This window comes from Microbulbifer mixtoriginis (SeqCode) (genome assembly GCF_052467515.1).
The window spans coordinates 2,784,590-2,804,047 of sequence record NZ_CP174314.1 but is presented as its reverse complement, the minus strand read 5'-3'; the positions used below and the strand labels follow the sequence as shown (position 1 = coordinate 2,804,047).

Genomic DNA, 19,458 nt, shown 5'->3' with positions numbered 1-19,458 from the left:
TACTCCGGGCCTTCGGCCCTCCGTGGGACGAAACCTTCCCCCATGGAGTAGACGTCTACCTTTTGAATAGGGTAGGAAAAAATGCCGAAAAAACTGAGTGAAGAGCGGGTTGTTGAATATTCAACAGAGTTCAAAGTTAGAGTGGTAGCTCTCACTAATCAACTGAAAGTAGATACGACTACTATCGCTAACATTATTGGTTTGCATCCAGTAATGGTGTATAGATGGCGACAGGAAAGTAGAGAAGGCAAGCTGGTCGAGAAGCCCAGTCGTAGAATAAGTATGACAAAGATAACGAAAACTCAGTCTCAAACTGATGATAAAGAGATAAAACGTCTTAAAAAGCAGGTTGAGAAATTGCAAAAGGAGAATGATTTCCTAAAAAAGTGGGAAATGTACCTGAAAGATCCAAAGCCGAAAGATTCTCGTTCATAGCTCTTAATCGATCAGACTTTGGTGTCAGGTACTTATGTAGATACTTGAATGTTTCACCCCAGGGGTTTTATAAGTGGCTCAACCGCGATGAGAGCACTCAAGAAATAGAAAATAGGCGAATTCTAGCATGTATCGAAACTATCTATGCGCAGCATGATGGTAATTATGGAAGTCCAAGAATTTGCGCAGAGCTGAAAGCTAATGGTGAACGAATAAATCACAAACGCGATGAAGGCCTTATGAGAGAAGCTGGAATCGTGGGGAAAGCTGCAAGGATCTATCGTCGACGCCCTTTGCCTGGAAATCCTTGCATTAAGATTCAAAACTTACAAAAAGAGCATGGTATGCCGAGTAAACCAGACTCTCAATGGGCAATGGTAATATTTAGCTGTGATTATTGATCTTTACTCCCGAAAAGTGTTGGGTTGGGGGCTGTTGGATACTCGAACCGTTGAGCTAATACTGTCAGCTCTAAATAAAGCTGTTCGTCGTAGAAATATAGAATCAAATCTAATATTTCACAGCGACCGAGGTTCTGAGTACGGTGCTTATGCATACCAAAACCGGCTCAAAGAGCTGGGTATTGAGCCGAGTATGAATCGTCCAGGGTTTATGAATGACAATGTGCATGTAGAATAATTTTTTCAAACACTGAAAATTGAGAGTTTTAAAGGGTTTAATTTTGAGTCCGTTGAGGAGCTAAGAACTAACTTAGCTTGGTATCTTGACAGTTACTATAACTTTAAAAGAAGACATGGTTCACTTGGGTTCAAAAGCCCAGATGAATATGAAAGAATGACCGCATAAGATGAATATAAGGTGGCGTCTACTTTAAGGGGGGAGGCTTCGCCTCCGGTCAAGACGCGCTAAAGCGCGTCGCTGCTTTGGGCGTTAACTGCCATTTAGCATTTACTTTTTTTCAGAGAATTGAAATGGATTGGAACAATATTTTTACGTTTATTGCTGTGGCAACATTGCTCGTGATTTCTCCTGGGCCTAATGGATTCCTCATAACGAAAACAGTTCCTTTGTCAGGGCATCGAGCTGGTTTGGCCAATATCTCGGGGTTCGTGGCTGCTTTCTATGTACATGGTACGCTATCTATATTTGGTATATCTATTCTCTTGGTGCAATCTGCAAACGCCTTTCTTGTTTTTAAAATGCTGGGCGCTGCATATTTAATTTGGCTGGGTTTAAAAGCACTTAGAAATGCTATAAGTAAAAGCACAGCTGCAAATAACTTAGAGGCAGTATTGCAGCAAAAGCCAACATCTATAAAAGGGGCTTTTTTTGAAGGCTTTTTAACTAATACACTTAACCCTAAAGTATCAATCTTCTATCTCGCTGCTTTTCCGCAATTTATGCGCGTAGATGGCAGTGCTTTCAGTGCATACTCTCTTGTTACTGCACACTCACTGGTTAATGTTGTATGGTTTTCGGCTATGGTCTTCACTTTAACCAAGGTAAAAAATACTACCAGCCACCCTAAATTCAAAACTTGGTTAAACTCTATTACGGGTGTTGTATTTATTGGATTTGGCACTAAATTGGCCTTGGCGAAGAGCAGCTAACAAACCAAGTAAGCGGGAAAATTATACGTGGGCTCCCGTCACTCCGTTCCGTATTATGACCCACCTGTTATTGCCCCATCTTGGGTTGTTAGATATACATAAAATCATGGCGACTCTATCAAAAACTAAAGCAAGCTTGAGAGTTATCGGAGATGAATTATTACCTGACGAAATCAGTGAGTTATTAGGCAGTTAGCCTACAGCGAAGATGATTAAAGGTGAGCCATTTTCGTGGGTGCGTAGTGGAAAACCACGCATAGCAAGGTTTGGAATGTGGCGTATTGAAGCTAATGAAGAAGTGCCAGGTGATTTAGATTCTCAAATATTCGAAATTCTAAATAAGTTGACTCATGATCTAGAAGTTTGGAAAAAACTCGCAGAGAAATATAGTTTAGATTTATTTTGTGGTCTCTTCATGGAGCGCTCAATGGAGGGTATAAGTATAAGCTCAGAAGCGCTGCTTGCGTTGGGCCAGCGTGGAATTGAAGTAGATTTTGACATGTATGGCCCGGATGATGAAAATGTATAGCAAGCACAACTGGCCACTTCGTATCTTGGACTTCCAAATCGCTGTGCAGCTTTACCGTCTATCCAGCAGGCATTAGGTGATCATGAGTGCAGATGGAATAGCCTTAGTCAGCTACATCTTATTTTTAATATCCTGTATCGCCGCGTTGGCAGTTGGGTTCATTGTTTTTTTCTATATCTTGGAGGTGAACAAGAACATGAAGGAAGGAGGAAAGTGGGGCGAGGAAATGCCGGTTGCAGTTTCTACGCCTTCGTTTTTCTCGTGCTACGAGCGTTATGTATAAGACTTATCCATGAAAAGAATCTTTACCTGATGAAAGCCAATAAAGAAGATTGGAGAGCGATCACATTTGCTTTTTACTCCCTAGTACATAATGACCTAAGAGATTGGGAAAAACTTCCAGATGAATTGAAAAATAGTGATATGGGAGGTTTATGTCAGAAATATATTGATACTAAAGATATCCGGTATCTAATAGAAGCAGGTGAAATGCTTGCAGGTAAAAACTGGTATACAGCTCTCGGAAGAACATTTTGAGCTTTAAAATAACATGAAAAAAGAGTTGATAGTCAAGGATTGTTTAGTATTTCAAAATCAAGTGTGATTGTGTTGCCTTATGTCTACACATTAAGAAAAAATGCTTCCGATCTGGGTTGAACTAAGTGCCTCAGGTGGAGGCATTTAATTTAAAACGGTCCATCTCAGTATTCTAGGGCAGGCGTCGCTTTTCAAAGAGTATGTGTTAGAAGCTGTTTCATAACTTCTTTAGCGTAATTAACATGCAGGCAATATAGAAAAAGCTCTGAATGAAGATAAGTAGCGATCCCACCTGACAACTAAACGACGGTAGTTCCCTAGCCATGCAAAAGTTCGCTCAACTTTCCAACGTCGCACATATCTCCTAAGCTTTCTGCCATCTTGTTTCGAAGGTTTTCTTCTATTCCTACGGTGAGGGCAAATCAGGTCAATTTCACGGCGGGCCAAACTATGGCGTAGTGGATCAGAATCTGTAGCCTTGTCGTACACTAGACGTCGATTTTTTGTATTTTCATAGGTAACATCGGGTAGTGGATGTAATAAATTTACTTCTGCTGGTGAGGCCGAAGTAACGGTGCCTCCCAATGGAATACCTTCGCCATCGACCACCACCATCCACTTTGTACCCTTGCCTCGCTTAGTTTTTCCGACTTCTGCTCCCCTTTTTTTGCTGAAGCAAAGCTATTATCCGAAAAGACTTCTTCCCAATTAAGCAGGGATCTTTGATCGAGCTGTCCGAGAAATTTTCTCCAAGCCTCCAACCAAGCGCCTTGCTCTTCCCAAAACTGGAGCCTTCTCCAGCAAGACTTGGCGAAGGGTAAGATGGGGGGAGATCCTTCCATCGTGCTCCTGAGCGCAAAATCCACAAGATACCTTCAAAACATGCACGGTTAACAATGGGTTTGGGACCTCCTTTTCCACGTTTTAGCTGGGGAAAGCAAGGCTCAATCAATTTTCACTGAGCGCCGGTTAATTCTGACTTAAATCTACTCACACTTACTGGTCTTATCATTCCGTGAGGTCGCAAGAATAACTGATTTCAAGTTATGAAACAGCTTCTAGATTGTTTCATCAAGAGTGTAGTAAAAGCAAAGCGCCCCATTTGTACGAAAATAAGAGGGTTGAATTTTGTGATGCGTCAGTTGAGTAACTTCGCAAATGAAAAGTCAAAGTGTTTGGTCTTGGTAAAATTGTCTCTTGTACTATTTGAAAGTTTAACAAAGCCAATAAAGTGCTGAGAGCTAGGATATGGTTTACTTGGGTTTAAAATTTGAGGTAATATGAAAAAATTTTCGTATAAACTGAATAAAGGTGGTATCTACATTGAAATATCTCTCCCTAAGCTTGCTAGGTGATCTGTTGATGTTTTAAGTTGGTGATCGACAGATATAATTTTTAATACATTTAGCTCGTGATTTTCTTAGTGCAGTTTTAAAAGATTGAAACTATATGGGAGGGTATTGGATTAAAGTGTTTTCTTGTGAATTTTGATTTTTATTGATGGATATAGAAAATTGAAGGTAAAAAGCAGTCGAGGAATATTTCTCAGTATTGTAGCTATGCTCTGTATAGCCGGTATGGATGCAACCGGTAAACTACTTGTTCAAATCTATCCTATTGTGCAAATTATGGCTGTTCGATTTGCAATTTTTTTTATTATTGTAATGCTTATAGCTTCACTCAAAGGTGATCTCAAGCAGGTTCGAAGTAATATTTGGGGTACTCAAGTTTTAAGGTCACTTTTACTTGTGGTTGAGGTTACGGTATTTATACTTGCTTTTAGCATGATGCCATTAGCAGATGTCCATGCAATCGCTACAATGGCCCCATTGTTCGCTATGCTAATGGCTGGATGGTTTCTTGGGGAGAAGGTAGACCGAAGAAGTTGGATTGCTGTCGCTATTGGCTTTATAGGTGCTTTGATTATTATTCGCCCTGGATTGGGTATTTTGAGCTGGTATGTTGTTATACCGATCAGTGGAGCCATTTTATGGGCATCCTATCAAGTCCTTTCTCGTCATGTCAGCCAATTTGATAGTTCCGCTACAACAGTCTTTTATACGGCCTTTATAGGCCTCATTGTATTTGGTGGACTAGCACCCTTTAACTGGGTAGACCCAACGTTTATTGGCTGGCAACTATTAATACTTAATGGGCTTTTTGGTGCAATGGGTCATTATTTATTGATTAAAGCTCTTACCTATGCTCGGGCTTCAACTTTGCAGCCTTTTAACTATACCTTGTTATTTTGGGCGATAGCGATTGGTTTTTTTATCTTTGGCGAATTCCCAGATGGATTTACAATACTTGGGGCGATTATAGTCTTGAGTGCTGGTATTTATACATCAGACGCTGGTCGGAGAATGAGTGGTCTTTCTTTAATTGCAAGTAAAAAGGGGTTTAACTTTATTCGAAAGTTTTCGAATAAAGTTACTTAAGCTCTACTTGATTGCTTTCTCATTTTATCATGGTCTATGAAGTATGGGGAAGCTTTTGTGAATGTTTCTGGCTTGGAGCATTTTAAAGTTCTTGTCTTAACTTTCTGGGGTATTAACTTGGGATGTTCGGTTTGAGGTTGACTATGGTGATTGATGCTAGCCTAATTATCTCTATAGCCTGCTGTATCTATATCTTTTGTTAGGTTTGATTTTAATAGCAGGATATGCTCTATGAGAAGTCGGTCTTCAATATAAATTTAAGGAGGGAGTATGCATATTCTTGTTCCTGTCTTTTTTAAGGCGCCGTTAGGTGGGCTCCACTCACATGTGTACGCTCAAGCTAAAGCAATTATCCGTGAAGGATGGCGTTGCACTATATTATGTAAGCCTGGCCCTTTCGCACAACAGTGTCGTGATAGTGGTATAGATATTATTGAGGATGATTTTAGCGATTTATCCAAATCAATTGCTGAAATATCTGAAAGCTATAAGTTCGATCTCATTCATGCGCACCCCTTTGCATCCAGGGAGATAGGCCAAGGTATTGCCAAAAACTTAAATATACCCATATTACTTACAGTCCACGGTAAGTACACTGATACTTTAGTAGATGATTGTGATGAATTCAGCCGTATTTATTGCGTCAGTCTTGGAGTCAGGGATCATCTTGTTAAAAACGGTATTGAAAGCCTTCATAAGATTTTTGTCTACCCAAATGCAGTTAACACTGAAGTTTTCTACGCCGGCCATGAAAGTAGACTAGATCGTCTTAAAGAGGTTGAATGTTTTATTGATAATAATATGATAAAGGGCTGTCGAATAATTATTTTTTCTTGTCGAATGGGGATAGATAAAAAATTTATTTTAAACTGCGTTAAGGATGCCTGGATATATCAGGCTAGGTATAAGATAGACTCTTGGCGGTGGATTGTAGCTGGTGATGGCCCTGGAAAAGCTGATTTAGAGCTGGCGGCAAATGAACTTAATGAGTATCTTGGCCATAAGTGCATAACGTTTTTAGGTTGGCAGTCGGAGGATAAGCTTAATGCTCTTTATCAATCGGCTGACTTAGTAGTGGCACCAGGGCGGAGCGCTCTCGATTGTCTGGCGAGTAATCGGCCGGTAATAGCGATTGGTTCACAGGGCTATATTGGTGCTATAGATGAAGAAAATTGGTATAAAGGTTCCTATTCAAACTTTGGAGGTGTTGGTGAAAAAAATTATATATCTGGTGAATTGTTTCAGGATATAAATTCTATCATCTATGATGATGAAAAACTTGATTCGCTTGGTAAGTGCGGAAGGAAGCGGGTTTTAGACTCTCATGATCAAAAGTATTGGGATGCATGGTTGTTAGATCAGTACCGTGAGATTATGGCATTATATGATGAGGCTAGCTCTCTTCCTTGTGAATTGTTGGAAGAATATAGTATACCAGATACTTGAGTATGACTCTGATGATTTGGAAAGGATTAATGTATATCTTATAGCGAGAATATATCTATGTGATTTGAAATACTCAGATTTTTACTGATAAAAATTTTCTACGGCATAATAGTTAATTTTAGGAATAGGAAGGGAGGTTGTGAGGGTTAAACTTTAGTGTTTTGTGGGATAGCTTAAGTGTGATTGATGAGTTTTTGGATGCATTAGCAGTTATTGCTTTTCTGGTACATCTCGTTGCTCTAATCAGGGCTCAGAAGGAAGGAGTCGAAATTGCTTCTATAGATGGTATTTGTCACGGATAGGGAGGGGGATGCGATATGTCTATGCAAAGGCGATAAAAAATTTGACTCTTTGTCTAGTTCAGACACTTTACTAATTGTAGGGTTACATATCGTTTTTTTAAGGTTTGGGAGGAAGCTTTTTTGCAGTAAAACCAAATAGATTGAATTGTATCACTTGGGGTTCAATGATTTCTCAATACATATAGTATATTTATTTATGCGACCTTTTAGGGGAGTCTGGAAGACTTGATCCAATTTTTTTCTCCAGAGTTTCGGAGTGTGTGAGCTCAAGAAATTCAATTAATTTTATTTTATCAAGTTCAGCTTGAAAGGGATAATCGTGACCTCGGTTTTAATTTTTTTATAAAAACTGGAATTTTCAGCTCACAAAGAATTACTTTCCCGATTAAATTTTATGCAGTTTTGATAGGAATTTTTTTGCTGTCCTGTTGTAATTCCAATCGAGTATTCAATAGGTCGTGTAAATGAAGTGTTTCTATTTTGTCAAATGGTATAGGGAGTGCCTGGTTACGATAAAGTTTTGCTGACTTCATATTTGGGCAGTTAATGAGCAGTTAATCCTTAGAGAATCAAAGTTCCATATCATAGATTCAGCTGCTTGCTGAAAAGGATGAAAGCGATTGAGCTATAGCACAATGACTCGAGCTGAATAGCTCTGTCTAATGAGGGCTTCGATCTGGTATCGCTCTTTCAAGGTCAGCTGTTTGGTGTGGGTTCTCATGGGGTTCTTGATTTGTTTGTGTGGAAGTGAATCAGCCTACGGCTAGTTGGACTCTGTTACTATTGCCAAGTGTGTTGGTTATTGTGGGAATCTAGGATTCATGAATATAAACGAAAGGGAGCATATTAAAATGTATGTATGATATCTGTAGGTGGATGGTATTTATTGTCACTCCCGTAAGTCTCTAGTAGAAGATTTGTTGCAGCATAAACTGTACCAATCCGTGAAGGATACTTATAGAAATCGTAGGGGGTCCGCTCAACGAATATAATTAGTTCCTTCACGCAAGAAAGGAGGCTACTAGGCATCAACGAAGATTACTTCGCCCGTTATAAATCCATCTACAGAGCGCTCAAAAGCTTTTCCGACCAGGTGCCCCGGCACGGGCTCAAAGCCTGGCATCATATCACCGTAGACATCCCAGGCTTCTTTCAATACCGTCGGATTAACCGCATTGATTCGAATTCCCCTGGGGAGTTCATAAGCAACGCATTTGACAAAGGTATCAATTGCTCCACTAGTTGTTGCATCGGCAATTGCCATGGGGATCGGCTTGATGCTTAGAATACCGGATATTAGCGTAAAGGATCCTTTATCGGCGATATACTCTTGACCGATTCTTACAAGATTGATTTGCCCCATCATCTTGCTCATTACCGTTGTCATCCATTGCTGCTCAGTCATAGCGACAAAGTCTGCGTATTCACAGAAACCTGCGGTGTTTACGACAGCATCGAAGTCACCCACTGTCTCAAACAGTCGTCTGATGGACTCTTCATCAGTTATATTAACCTGATGGTCACATCCCTTGCCCGAGCGACTTGCTGTGATAACCCTGTGGCTGCTTAACCCTGTTAATGCGGCCTGTCCCATCTTACCTTGTGCGCCAATAAGGATAACGTTTTTCACTCTAAGTACCTGTTTTATATGAAGAATTTGCTATTTTCCGCAATGCGATGCTGCTCAATTACTAGGGGAATGCTAGTTTTATTGTGATACAATGTTAAACATTATTTATTTGTAAGAGATACAAGTGTGAACCAAATAAATCGATTGGAGGTCAAGCAACTCCGAATATTCCAGGCATTAATCTCTGAAAGAAGTGTATCTCGTGTCGCAAGCCAGATCGGCCTTACTCAGCAAGCAGTTAGTGAACATTTAAAAAAGTTGAGAGATATTTTTAGTGATGAACTTTTTCTCCGGAAAAGCAATGGACTAATTCCAACACCGACAGCAATAAACTTAGGGAAAAAGGTTGATGTGATCCTCCAGGGGTTAGATAAATTGCTGGAGCCAGCAGTTTTTGACCCAGCTAAAATAGCGCAAACCTATACCATCGCTGCGACAGATTATTCCCAGCAAGTGGTGCTTCCCAGCTTATTGCCTAAACTCAGAGCGTTAGCTCCCAACTTGAAAGTGGTAATACGGGATATTGCTACAGACAGACTGGAAGAGTTAATGAGTGAAGCCAAGGTAGATTTAATCGTTGCAGATTCGGATATAAATTCTGAGCTGTACTCCTCTATCACGTTATTTACTGATTACTATGTCTGCGTTACGGCAAAGAGTTCGCCTCTGGTAAAGAAGAAGCTAGGTTTGGAGGAAATAGCTTCCGAGCCGCATCTTATGGCATCTCCGCTTAAGTCTGGGGCGTCAGGAATTATTGATGGTTGGTTTGCAAAGTACCGTTTGCGTAGAAATGTTGTTATGTCTACACCATGTTTTACCACGGTTCCACAATATCTCAAGAAAACAGATATGCTTGCTTTTTTACCTAAACGTGTAGCGAGTGATTCAAACCTTGCCATTCTTAATCTGAAAAACAAACCGATAGAGTTTGATGTTATAGCCGCATGGCATCCACGTTCAGATCATGATGCTTTACATAATTGGGTTGTAAACTTGTTGAGAGAGAGTGCCTAGTATTCTGTAGTTGATATTAAAGTACATAAAGGTGCGAGAGGGGTATAGGGGATTCAGGAGGTGCTGAGTAAATGAGATCTTTAGAAACCCAATTTTATCGGGAAAATAAATGATTCTTGATTTTTATAAGTGCAATAAGAAGTTGAACAGGAGAGGTACGACGGAGAGGGTGGCGTAGAAACATATCAAGCCCTTAAATGCAGAGATTTTAATAAAGTATGAAACTTTGCTATTCCTGTTGTGATGCCACGGTTTAGCTCTGTGGGTGAGCATACCGATTGTGATATTGAGGAGATGTATATCATTTTAAAATCTAAAGGCATTTTGACTATCGAAGGCGAGAAGATACGAGTTTCCGCTGAATGTATAATTTTAAATAAAAAGCTGGAACCCATGGATTAGTTAATGACTCATCGAAAGAGATGGAGTTGTTAATTAATCAAGCCGGTTTGAAGTGGTACCACCTTAGTAAGTCAGTTAATTTGACGGTAGAGAATTACCAGGCTTTAATGCCCCAATTTTCATTGGGGTGACGATTTAACAACGTGATTGAGAGTGGGGAAGAGTGTTGAAAATGCGAAACTTCTTAAGAATGGTAATTATCGGGATTGGTTTATCTGTGGTCAATGTGGCTGCAGAAGAAGTCGAGATAGATAAAGACCTCACTATTTATTATGAACAATCGGGGAGTGGTGATACTGCCATTATTTTTATTCCTGGCTGGATGATGTCGGCAGACGTTTTTGAGCATCAACTTGCTCACTTTAAAGATTCTAAAAAGTACCGCGCACTGGCATATGATCCCCGTGGGCAGGGCAAATCATCAAAGCCCGTCGAGGGGCACACCTATCAACAACATGCTAGAGACCTGGCTAAGTTAATAGAGAAATTGGATATAGACAGCGTGATATTGGCAGGTTGGTCATATGGCGTAACAGAGCAATTGGCCTATTTGAATCAGTTTGGTTCCGATAAACTGAAAGCGATGATCATGATTGATACTGGACCAGATATAGCGGGAGCAAGCCGTGATGAGTGGGTTTGGTATCTAAATGATGATTCGGACGGCTATTCACGCTCATTTACTGAGGGCATTATAGAAGATCGAGATAATGTAATTAGTGAATTTGTGAAATGGATGCTTGAAAACCCTTCAAAGGAAAATATTGCCTGGGTTACCCAGATTGCTAATCAGACCTCTAGTAGTGTCGCTTCAATTACCAACGCGACCGGGTTTTACCTGGACTATAGTGATGATCTTGTAGCATTGGAAGGTAAATTGCCCCTATTGTATGTTGTGAGAGAGGAAGTTAAAAGTGTTGCGGATAAATGGATTAAGGCCAATACACCGTCTGCCACTGCTGTTTATATGGGAAAACACATGATGTTTTGGGAGAGACCTAGAGAGTTTAATCAGGTGCTCGATCAGTTTCTTTCTGCCATGGAGAATGATAAATAATATATAAGCCCCTGCTTTACTTAACTTGTATTTAGAGTGGTTTCGTGTCGATAAACATAGAGGATCAGGAAAATCTGGTTCTCTGTATTTTTGTTTCAAAAGTTAAAGTGCTCCCCAGTGGGGAATGATTTGTAAAGCGCATATTATGTCTAGAAAAATATTATCCTTAAAGGTAAAAAGAAATACGGAGCCTAAAAAGGTTGATAAAAAGCAAGAGGATACTTCTGATCCAAAGAAGCGGTTCTTAAATGGCGTAGCTATTAATCCATCTGAGCCTATTCGCCTTGAGTCAGGTTCTCAGCAACTTACGGTACGGGCGATGGATTTGATTACGCCAATTGGCAAGGGGCAACGAGGCTTGATTGTGGCTCCTCCGGGCTGTGGCAAAACCACTATCCTCAAGCATATCTGCCAAGCAGTGGGGAAGGCTTACCCCGAAATAAAGCTGTACGCTTTGCTGATTGATGAAAGGCCAGAGGAGGTTACTGACTTCAAGCGAAGTGTACCGGCAGAAGTGTATGCTTCCTCTTCTGATCATAGCTATAAAGAGCATGTGCGGGCAGCTAATGAACTCCTTGATAGGGCCTGTAAGGAAGCCGGCGAAGGCCAGGATGTAATGATTGTAGTTGACTCGTTGACAAGGCTATCACGGGTGCACAATGCGCAGCAGAGCGGTAGGGGGTGTACAATGTCTGGCGGGATAGATGCCAGGGCTATGGAGATACCTAGAAAGCTATTTGGCGCTGCGAGAAAGATTGAAGGCGGTGGCTCACTTACGATTCTGGCAACGATACTCGTGGATACCGGAAGCCGAATGGACCAGGTGATATTTGAGGAGTTTAAAGGTACGGGAAATATGGAGGTAGTATTGTCAAAGGAAGTTGCGAGACAGCGAATTTTCCCTGCCTTGGATATTGCTAAAAGCAGTACTCGCCGTGAGGAAGTCCTGTTTAACTCGAAAGATATTGCAGCTATAAGAGCTTTACGAAGAACGTTTGCCAGCCTCAAGACTGTAGACGGCACTAAAAAACTTATTGAACTCCTTAAAAAGTACCCGACTAATGCGGAGTTACTTGGCCACTAATTTTGGTTAAGTTTAAGGGGAGTATTTAGCCGCTTAACATTTTAGGGGTTAGTTACTGAAAACCCGAGCCCTTATTATGACAGCTGTTAGTCAGTTGAGGGCTTCACACTTTAATTCTGTGGTGTGTTTTTGCAGGATGCTCTTCAATAGCTTCTCCCTCTAGTATTTCACTACCAGTTTGGTAGCGCATTGTCATCTGGCCAGTTGCAAGCAGGGTTCCTACACTGTCATAAACTTCGGTATAGGAATAAAAGATTTTATGCCCCGAGCTGGTCAACTTACCTATGGCGGTTAACTGGTTGGTTTTGGCTCGACCGGTGAAATTGGTTGTTAATGAAAGCGTGAGGGACTTACGCCGACGATTTGGGTATGGGCAGTAGAGACCACAGTAGGAACCGGCAATATCAATTAACGTTGTAATAAATCCCCCATGGGGTACTCCGTGGCTATTCAAATGCTCAGGAAGTACGGTTACGCTGATCACTACACGGCCTTCCTGCCACTCATCAATTTTCACACCCAAATGATCATTAAACGGTGGTTGTTTTTTATTTTGCCAGTTCATTTGGACTTACCTTTTGGGAAGTTAGTTAGGAACAGGGTGCGTTCGGGCAGCCTGCTGGGTGGAGAAATACACTGTGAGCAGACCTGCTGTGACCACTATAAAAATTCCTATCAGCGCAATTGTGTTAGGTAGATGTTGCCATATCAGCCAGCCAAAAATGCCAGCAATAACCACTCCAAAATAGCTGATTGGTGAAACTACACTGGGTTTTGCATAACTATAAGCTTTGGTATAGAGCCATATCGCTAATAAAACAGAAACCCCATTAAAAGCCAGGTAGGGAATAGTCCAGCTAGGTATTGATTGCCAGTAGTAGATACCCAGGGGCAGGCTGCACATAAATGAGATAAGGACATAGTAAAATAAAATAAGACTCGACTTATCAGTGTGTGACAAAATACGTGTGCCCACCATAGAGGCAGCTAGAGTAATACCTGACAGTAAGCCGAAGGCGTGGCCACTGCTGATACCATGGATATCAGGTTGAAGAATCAGTGCGATACCAAGTAGCCCAAGCACAATGGGTAGCCAGCTTGTGGCGGGAATCTGTGCACGCGCCCAAAGCCAGGCTACAAGCGGAACAAAAATAGGAGCGGCATTGCGCAGTAAGCCTGCCTCCATCAATGAAATACGGCTGAGTGCATAAAAGTAGGAAAAGAAGCAGAGCCAGCCTGCAAAGCCGCGCAGTAAATGGGTTTTCCAGTGTTGTGTTATGAGCTGTTGGGGTGACTGGCACACCAGCCAGGGAATAAGTAATAGTAAGCAGATGCTGTATTGGCTGAGAACTATTAAAGGTACTGGTACGGCGGGTGATATCCATTTACTGGCTGCGGCGGCTGTACTGGCAACCATGGCGGTGGCCAGTGCGTAACCTATGCCTTTCCAATTGTTTCTCTTAACCCTGGCTTGGATCGCTTTGTGGTGATCTAACGGTTCTGGTGACTGTTCGAGCTGCAACTCATTAAACCGCATCTGGCTCGGTCGTAGTTTCGATTCTATTAAGGTATCAGGCCTTGTCATTGTGTTGCCAATTAAAAATCTCTCAACTTTGGCAAAAAGGGTAACCGGTACTTTTACCGGTTACCCTTGAGAAGCGAATACTATCGCTGATCGTCTGCCCATTTCGCAAATGTTTTACCTTCTTTTACCAGTTGGACGAGCAATGGTGCGGGAGTCCAATTGGCTTCGCCATGTTGGTCACGGAATGTGCAAATAGTATCGTAGATCTTTTTCAGGCCGATGCTATCTGCGTAAAACATGGGGCCGCCGCGATGGGGAGGGAAACCATAGCCATAAACATACGCAACATCAATATCACTGGGGCGTTGGGCTATCCCTTCTTCCAGAATTCTGGCTCCCTCATTAATTAAGGCGAAAGTAAGGCGATTAAGAATTTCTTTATCGGAGATGTCTCGCCGCTCTATCCCGTGCGCTTTGGCTTGAGCCTCTATGATTGCTTGGACTTCGGGGTCACTGGTACGAGCGCGAGTTTCTGGGTCATAGCGGTAATAACCGGCTCCACTCTTTTGGCCCAGGCGTCCCATCTCTACTAAAGCATCCGCAATGCAGTAGGTTTTGGGGTCGCCTTTTTCTGCTTCGCTCAGGCCCTCGCGGGCTTTGTGGCCAATATCGAGACCGGCCAAATCTCCAACCGCTATGGGCCCCATGGCCATGCCCCAGGATTGCATTACGGTATCTATTTGCTCCGCGGTGGCTCCTTCTATTAAACAGAGTTGCGCTTCACGGGCATAGGGCCGCAGCATCCGGTTGCCAATAAACCCATAACAGTTTCCGGCCAGCACGGGAACTTTTTTGATAGTTTTTGCCAACCGCATTGCGGTAGCGATAACATCGTCGGCGCTCTTTGAGCCACGAACGACTTCTAGAAGTTTCATAACATTGGCGGGGCTGAAAAAGTGTAACCCGATAACATTTTCTGGCCGATTGGTAGCAGCGGCGATCTGGTCGATATCCTGGTAGGAAGTGTTTGTTGCGAGAATGGTGCCGGGTTTACAGTATTGGTCCAGCTTGGAAAAAATTTCCTTTTTAAGCGTTACATTCTCAAACACAGCTTCGATAACGAGGTCTACCTCTACCAGGTCGGAATAGTCAGTGGTGCCCTGGATTAGTGAGAGGCAGTGTGTTTTTTGGGGCTCTGTAATCTTCCCCTTTTTCATACTGATACTGTAGTTCTTGTCGATTACTGCCAGACCACGCTCTACGGCAGCTTGATCGATATCCAGCAGCTTGACTGGGATACCGGCATTGGCAAAATTCATGGCGATACCTCCCCCCATAGTGCCGCCGCCAATAATGCCAATACTGTTTATTTCTCTGATAGGGGTATCTTTGGAGAGATTCTGAACTTTTGTCGCACGTCGCTCGGCAAAGAACATATGCCTCAGGGCGGCGGACTGACTTGAGAGCAGACATTCGATAAATAGATCCAGTTCTTTAGCTAGCCCTTTATCGAATGGCAGTTTAACTGCTGCCTCCACACAGGAGACAATGTTCTGTGGGGCCAGTTGACCAGGTGCTCTTTTTTCCAGTCGCTGGCGGAAATCGTCGAATAGGCCCTCTGGAATACTGGCAGGATCTATTGTGATATCCCGGACTCTGCGTGGTGGGGCTTTCTGGTCAATTAGCTCACGAGCAAAGGCGAGGGCCCCTTCGAATAGATCATCATCAACCACGTGATCGATCAGCTTCATGCTTTTGGCCTTCGCAGCCGGGATTGGGGTACCTTTGGTGATCATTTCTAATGCAGTCGCAACGCCGGCCAGACGTGGCGTGCGCTGAGTACCACCGGCCCCAGGCAATAACCCCAATTTAACTTCAGGCAGGCCGACTTTGGCAGAAGCCTGGGCGCAACGATAGTGACAAGCCAGTGCCACCTCAAAGCCCCCGCCCAATGCGGTACCGTGAATAGCGGCAATCACCGGTTTACGAGAGTTTTCGATTTCTGTAATCACCTCAGATAAGGCAGGTGCCTGTGGAGGCTTACTAAATTCTGTGATGTCTGCACCAGCAATAAAAGTGCGGCCTTCACATATTAAAACCAGTGCCTGAGAGGCATCTTCCTGGGCACTCTTGATCGCTCCCCAAATGCCTTCGCGCAGCCCGTGGGAAAGCGCGTTGACAGGGGGGTTGTTAAGTCGAATAACACCAATATCGCCAATAAGTTCATAATTTACGGTAGACATTGTTATCTCCAGATCTTAAATGACTATTAGATTGTTTCTCCTAGAGGGTCTCGCCGGTTTTTATATACGCTCTATAATCACTGCGATTCCCTGGCCAATACCAATACACATGGTGGCTAACCCGTAGCGCCCACCGCTACGCTCCAGCTGGCGTAGTGCTGTGAGTAGAATGCGGGCTCCGCTGGCGCCGAGCGGATGCCCAACTGCAATTGCACCACCATTGGGGTTTACCCTGGAGTCCTCGTAATCAATCTCGAGCATTTTCAGGCAGCCCATGGCCTGTACAGCAAAAGCCTCGTTAAACTCCATGACATCCATATCTGCCAGGCTCAAGCCTGCACGAGCCAATGCCTTACGGGTAGCCGGGACCGGGCCTAACCCCATTACTCTTGGCTCCACTCCCGCAATAGCACTGGCGAGAATACGTGCGCGGGGCTTGAGATCTACGGCCTGCCCGGCCTCCTGGCTGCCAATAATGAGTGCTGCGGCACCATCGTTGATTCCAGAAGCATTTCCAGCAGTTACTACGCCGCCTTCAAATAGCGGGCGTAGCGTTTGCAGGCGCTCCAGGCTGGTATCGGGGCGGGGATGCTCATCAGTATCGATAAGGCGGGGTGGTTGCTTTCGGTCCTGTGGCACCTCGATAGGAATAATTTCATCAATAAAAAAGCCATCAAAACGCGCGCTTTCATATTTTGCTTGTGAAGCTAGTGCAAAGATATCGCACTCTTCCCGCTGAATATTCAGGTCTGCGGCAATATTGTCTGCAGTTTGTGGCATGGTATGGCTGCCAAATTCTGCAACAATATCGGGATTGGTGAAGCGCGGACCCAAAGTGGTATCCGCCAGTTGCTGGGTGCGATCGAAAGGGCTGCTTGCTTTGGAGAGGACCAAAGGGGCACGGCTCATGGATTCAACACCACCGGCAATGAATAAATCACCTTCCGAGGCCCTGATGCAACGTGCTGCATCGGCAACGGCAGATAAGCCTGAACCACATAGGCGGTTTACCGTAATACCACCGGTGGAGATTGGCAGTCCTGCAATTAGCCCGGCAAAGCGGGCGATATTACGACTGTCCTCACCGGCCTGATTGGTATTTCCGGCAATCACATCCTCAAATTGCTTGTGATCGAAATTATTACGTTCAACCAGGGCTTTAATGACATGCGCGAGCATATTGTCTGGCCTGATACTGGAAAGGCTACCTCCATGGCGACCAAAAGCACTTCGGCCGCCATCATAGATATAAGCTTGTGGCATTGTCAGTTTTCCCAATGATTGATTATTGTTTTGTGAGCAGTAGTAAATGTCCGCGCTTAATCAAACTCCAGCGCTACCGGAATGTTTTCCAATGCCTCCTCTGCTACCGTTTTAGCTGAAGGTTTTTCCAGACGAACTTTTGCAACCTGGCCCAGGGCACTATCAAAACGGGCAGAAAACTCTGCAGATATATTTTTTTCCTGAAGTGCTTGACCAATAACATATTCGGTAGCGCGATTACGCAAAGCGGGTTTGAATACCTTGGCTACAGCGGTTAGGGGGATTTCATCAATGATCTCGATCCGCTTGGGTATCGCTGCACGTTCAGAAATCTGGGTGCGGCAGTAGTCGATAAGCTGCTCTTCCGTGGGAGGATTTTCGGACGGATATAGAGTGACATAGGCCACCGGAACCTCACCGGCATAGGCATCGGGCTGTCCCACGGCAACGGCCATAGCCACGGCGGGGTGACGGCTTAGTGGCTCTTCAATCAAGGCTGGATCTATATTGTGGCCGCCACGAATGATTAAATCCTTGGCTCGCCCGGTCAGATAAAGATTGCCATCGCCATCGACATATCCCATATCGCCAGTATTAAACCAGCTGTGGTCAACCCAAGCCTTGGCGTTATCCTCTTCAGAGAGATAGCCTGAAAAAATATGTGGCCCCCGTGCAAGTACAATACCGACTTCACCGGTGTTACAGGTTCTCACTAGCCGGTTTCCATCCACTTCGGCAATTTTCATTTCCATATAGGGGAGGCGGCGGCCGACGCTGCCCTCGGGTGCTTGCATATCTGTTGGGGGGCGGGCCAGCAGGCAGCTGGACTCTGTCATGCCATAGCCGTTACTTACCGTCACATTGAATTTTTCCTCAAACGCACTCTTAAGCGCTGCGGGTAAAGGCGAGGCCCCGCAGCCAACATCTGTCAGGCAGCTGATGTCATTGTCGCCCACAGGGATTTGCATCAAGATGCCGAGAATAGTGGGCACGGCGCCAAAGCCCTGTACACGGAAGCGGGCGACGTGATGCCACCAGTTGGGGAGCACATTGGGGGAGCGAAAACCTGAGGGGGTCATTATAACAATCGTGCGGCCGGCGAGCAGAGTGCCAATGCCGGCGACCACAGTGCCGAAAATGTGAAACAGAGGAAGGCCACTGAGGGTAGCAAATCGCCCCTTACTGGATGTCGTGTCCACACTCAGCTGTGCGACAAACGCAATATTGCTGTGGGTCAGGCGTGCAATTTTAGGCCGCCCGGTTGTCCCTCCGGTGTGGAAGTAACTGGCAATTTCATCGCCTTGAATAGTTCTCCCACTAATTAAATGGTCATTTGGCTGTTGGGCAATAGCCAATACAAAATTCTCTACCTTAATGCCGGAAGGTATGGATAGGGTGCTAACCGGTTTTTTACTGATTAGCAGCAGTGCCTTCAAGGTTGGAACCTGCTTAATGACCTGCGCAACCTTTTCCCAAATCTCCTCACTGAGATCCTGCCCAAGGCTGACTAATACCTTGGCTTTGGTGGCATTCATGATCTCGGCGATATGCTCCGGTTCCAGCAACGGATTGATAGGGCTGGCGATTCCCGCGGCTTGTCCACCCCAGAGTGCAAAATGCGTTTCAGGAAGGTTGGGTAATAGTAATGAAACGGTATCTGTCGAATTAACGCCGAGAGAATGGAGTAGATTGGCGGTTTGGTGAACTTTTTCGGATAGCTGCGAGTAGCTCACAGTCACACTTTCTTCATCTGGTACAGCGGTGGGAAGAAATTCGATGGCTGCATCTTGTTGGTAAAGACGGGCGGCCTGCCGAATTAAATCGTAGGTGTTTTCCCAGGGATAACGTTGTAACAAGGGTACTTTTTCATATTCCTGGATTTCTGCAAGAGATTGCAGCATGGGACTGCCAGTGGAAGTGGGCGTGATAGACATGGGGGCTTCTCTCACTATGGTTATTATGTTGGTGACAATATCAAAAGT

19 protein-coding genes and 1 pseudogene are annotated in these 19,458 nt (G+C 44.0%); 12 read left to right on the top strand and 8 right to left on the bottom strand.

Going from position 1 to position 19,458, the window contains the following annotated elements:
- Positions 1 to 81: 81 nt before the first annotated feature.
- The 7 genes from ACJJIT_RS11905 to ACJJIT_RS11875 all read left to right on the top strand — a co-directional run bounded on the left by ACJJIT_RS11905 (position 82) and on the right by ACJJIT_RS11875 (position 3,072).
- Complete coding sequence (locus ACJJIT_RS11905; protein WP_444898525.1) at positions 82 to 435, top strand: transposase; 354 nt, start codon at positions 82 to 84, stop codon at positions 433 to 435.
- Positions 387 to 836, top strand: a complete 450-nt coding sequence (locus ACJJIT_RS11900) for an IS3 family transposase (RefSeq protein WP_444898524.1) — start codon at positions 387 to 389, stop codon at positions 834 to 836. Before ACJJIT_RS11905 ends, ACJJIT_RS11900 begins: the two co-directional genes overlap by 49 nt.
- Entirely contained in the window at positions 826 to 1,074 is a 249-nt protein-coding gene (locus tag ACJJIT_RS11895) for a transposase (RefSeq protein WP_444898523.1), read from the top strand. Before ACJJIT_RS11900 ends, ACJJIT_RS11895 begins: the two co-directional genes overlap by 11 nt.
- Positions 1,075 to 1,086: 12 nt before the next feature.
- Complete coding sequence (locus ACJJIT_RS11890) at positions 1,087 to 1,242, top strand: IS3 family transposase (RefSeq protein WP_444900915.1); 156 nt, start codon at positions 1,087 to 1,089, stop codon at positions 1,240 to 1,242.
- 125 nt (positions 1,243 to 1,367) lie between these two features.
- The gene (locus ACJJIT_RS11885) at positions 1,368 to 2,006 is read left to right on the top strand and encodes a LysE family translocator (RefSeq protein WP_444898522.1); all 639 of its coding nucleotides are present in this window, start codon (positions 1,368 to 1,370) and stop codon (positions 2,004 to 2,006) included.
- A 208-nt stretch (positions 2,007 to 2,214) separates the two neighbouring features.
- The gene (locus ACJJIT_RS11880) at positions 2,215 to 2,535 is read left to right on the top strand and encodes a DUF4279 domain-containing protein (protein ID WP_444898521.1); all 321 of its coding nucleotides are present in this window, start codon (positions 2,215 to 2,217) and stop codon (positions 2,533 to 2,535) included.
- A gap of 312 nt (positions 2,536 to 2,847) precedes the next feature.
- On the top strand, positions 2,848 to 3,072 hold the full coding sequence (locus ACJJIT_RS11875; RefSeq protein WP_252085455.1) for a hypothetical protein: 225 nt from the start codon (positions 2,848 to 2,850) through the stop codon (positions 3,070 to 3,072).
- A 237-nt stretch (positions 3,073 to 3,309) separates the two neighbouring features.
- Here ACJJIT_RS11875 and ACJJIT_RS11870 read toward each other — a convergent pair.
- Together ACJJIT_RS11870 and ACJJIT_RS11865 are read right to left on the bottom strand one after the other, a co-directional pair.
- Positions 3,310 to 3,702, bottom strand: a pseudogene (locus ACJJIT_RS11870) (transposase); the annotation flags it as partial.
- Between the two features lie 7 nt (positions 3,703 to 3,709).
- The gene (locus ACJJIT_RS11865) at positions 3,710 to 4,024 is read right to left on the bottom strand and encodes a transposase (protein ID WP_444898520.1); all 315 of its coding nucleotides are present in this window, start codon (positions 4,022 to 4,024) and stop codon (positions 3,710 to 3,712) included.
- A gap of 562 nt (positions 4,025 to 4,586) precedes the next feature.
- Between ACJJIT_RS11865 and ACJJIT_RS11860 the strand changes: the two genes are divergently transcribed.
- The gene (locus ACJJIT_RS11860) at positions 4,587 to 5,510 is read left to right on the top strand and encodes a DMT family transporter (RefSeq protein WP_444898519.1); all 924 of its coding nucleotides are present in this window, start codon (positions 4,587 to 4,589) and stop codon (positions 5,508 to 5,510) included.
- 270 nt (positions 5,511 to 5,780) lie between these two features.
- Entirely contained in the window at positions 5,781 to 6,956 is a 1,176-nt protein-coding gene (locus ACJJIT_RS11855) for a glycosyltransferase family 4 protein (RefSeq protein WP_444898518.1), read from the top strand.
- Positions 6,957 to 8,279: 1,323 nt separating this feature from the next.
- Here ACJJIT_RS11855 and ACJJIT_RS11850 read toward each other — a convergent pair.
- Positions 8,280 to 8,888: a short chain dehydrogenase gene (locus ACJJIT_RS11850; RefSeq protein ID WP_444898517.1), complete on the bottom strand. Its 609-nt coding sequence runs from the start codon at positions 8,886 to 8,888 to the stop codon at positions 8,280 to 8,282.
- Between the two features lie 126 nt (positions 8,889 to 9,014).
- On the opposite strand from ACJJIT_RS11850, the gene ACJJIT_RS11845 reads away from it, so the two are divergent.
- The 3 genes from ACJJIT_RS11845 to rho all read left to right on the top strand — a co-directional run bounded on the left by ACJJIT_RS11845 (position 9,015) and on the right by rho (position 12,445).
- Complete coding sequence (locus tag ACJJIT_RS11845; protein ID WP_444898516.1) at positions 9,015 to 9,902, top strand: LysR family transcriptional regulator; 888 nt, start codon at positions 9,015 to 9,017, stop codon at positions 9,900 to 9,902.
- Positions 9,903 to 10,476: 574 nt separating this feature from the next.
- On the top strand, positions 10,477 to 11,361 hold the full coding sequence (locus ACJJIT_RS11840) for an alpha/beta fold hydrolase (protein WP_444898515.1): 885 nt from the start codon (positions 10,477 to 10,479) through the stop codon (positions 11,359 to 11,361).
- Between the two features lie 145 nt (positions 11,362 to 11,506).
- Positions 11,507 to 12,445, top strand: coding sequence for a transcription termination factor Rho (gene rho, locus ACJJIT_RS11835; RefSeq protein WP_444898514.1), 939 nt, complete (start codon positions 11,507 to 11,509; stop codon positions 12,443 to 12,445).
- A 103-nt stretch (positions 12,446 to 12,548) separates the two neighbouring features.
- Here rho and ACJJIT_RS11830 read toward each other — a convergent pair whose 3' ends face one another.
- From ACJJIT_RS11830 to ACJJIT_RS11810, 5 genes are all read right to left on the bottom strand, one after another.
- Positions 12,549 to 13,010 carry a PaaI family thioesterase gene (locus ACJJIT_RS11830; protein WP_444898513.1) on the bottom strand — a complete coding sequence of 154 codons (462 nt, stop codon included), beginning with the start codon at positions 13,008 to 13,010 and terminating at the stop codon, positions 12,549 to 12,551.
- A gap of 21 nt (positions 13,011 to 13,031) precedes the next feature.
- Positions 13,032 to 13,982: a DMT family transporter gene (locus ACJJIT_RS11825; protein ID WP_444898512.1), complete on the bottom strand. Its 951-nt coding sequence runs from the start codon at positions 13,980 to 13,982 to the stop codon at positions 13,032 to 13,034.
- Positions 13,983 to 14,110: 128 nt separating this feature from the next.
- Positions 14,111 to 16,213 (bottom strand): 3-hydroxyacyl-CoA dehydrogenase NAD-binding domain-containing protein, encoded by a 2,103-nt coding sequence (locus tag ACJJIT_RS11820; RefSeq protein WP_444898511.1) that lies wholly within the window; start codon positions 16,211 to 16,213, stop codon positions 14,111 to 14,113.
- A 60-nt stretch (positions 16,214 to 16,273) separates the two neighbouring features.
- Positions 16,274 to 17,476: a 3-oxoadipyl-CoA thiolase gene (locus ACJJIT_RS11815; protein ID WP_444898510.1), complete on the bottom strand. Its 1,203-nt coding sequence runs from the start codon at positions 17,474 to 17,476 to the stop codon at positions 16,274 to 16,276.
- A gap of 56 nt (positions 17,477 to 17,532) precedes the next feature.
- Complete coding sequence (locus ACJJIT_RS11810; RefSeq protein ID WP_444898509.1) at positions 17,533 to 19,410, bottom strand: acyl-CoA synthetase; 1,878 nt, start codon at positions 19,408 to 19,410, stop codon at positions 17,533 to 17,535.
- Positions 19,411 to 19,458: the final 48 nt, after the last annotated feature.